A 615-nucleotide genomic window follows, 5' to 3' on the forward strand; every position below is an offset into this window, starting at 1 on the left:
TCAGTCCTTCTTTTTGCTTTTTTGTGTCTGGAAAATCCAAATTCGCAAAAATGGGACTGAGTTTCTTTGATACTCCTACCATTTTGAAAAGTCATTTAGATATATTCGCCGATCTTGCCCTAGTATTGGTGTTGGAAATTAAAAGGTTGTGAATTTTTGAGTGGTTTTAAATATTGTAACTGCTTGGGTTCGCTTAAATTGGATTCAAGTAATAAGTGTAAGTTTTATTATTATTCTGTATTTTATTAGGTAGTGCCAATAACTCAAATAGTTTAGTTTATTTGTTAAACTTACACATTCTATTATTGAATTAGATAACGAAATTCGTTAAAGTAGAAACGCTATCGGCAAAATCCGATAGTCGGGAGGTCGCAGCCCCGTAAGTTATCCACTGGTAGGAAGTTTCTACCAGTGTGCCTGTTGTCGCCCCTTCTATGGCGGTTCAGGCAGGGGAGACTTCGGTCTCGCCGGCTGATAACTCCGGTACTGCGAACCCTGTTTGGAATCGCCACCACTAATAATCAACAGAAGGGGAAGCAGGTATGACTCACACTCAACAAGACTGGCACCCAGCCGAAATTATTTGTGCATTACGCAAGCGTGGTACGACACTCG

General features: G+C 40.3%; 1 protein-coding gene. It reads left to right on the plus strand.

Going from position 1 to position 615, the window contains the following annotated elements; genetic code table 11:
• Nucleotides 1-542: 542 nt before the first annotated feature.
• On the plus strand, nt 543-615 hold a 73-nt coding region (locus tag Xedl_RS19995), incomplete at its 3' end, for a helix-turn-helix domain-containing protein (RefSeq protein ID WP_143187484.1).

This window comes from Xenorhabdus eapokensis (assembly GCF_001908105.1).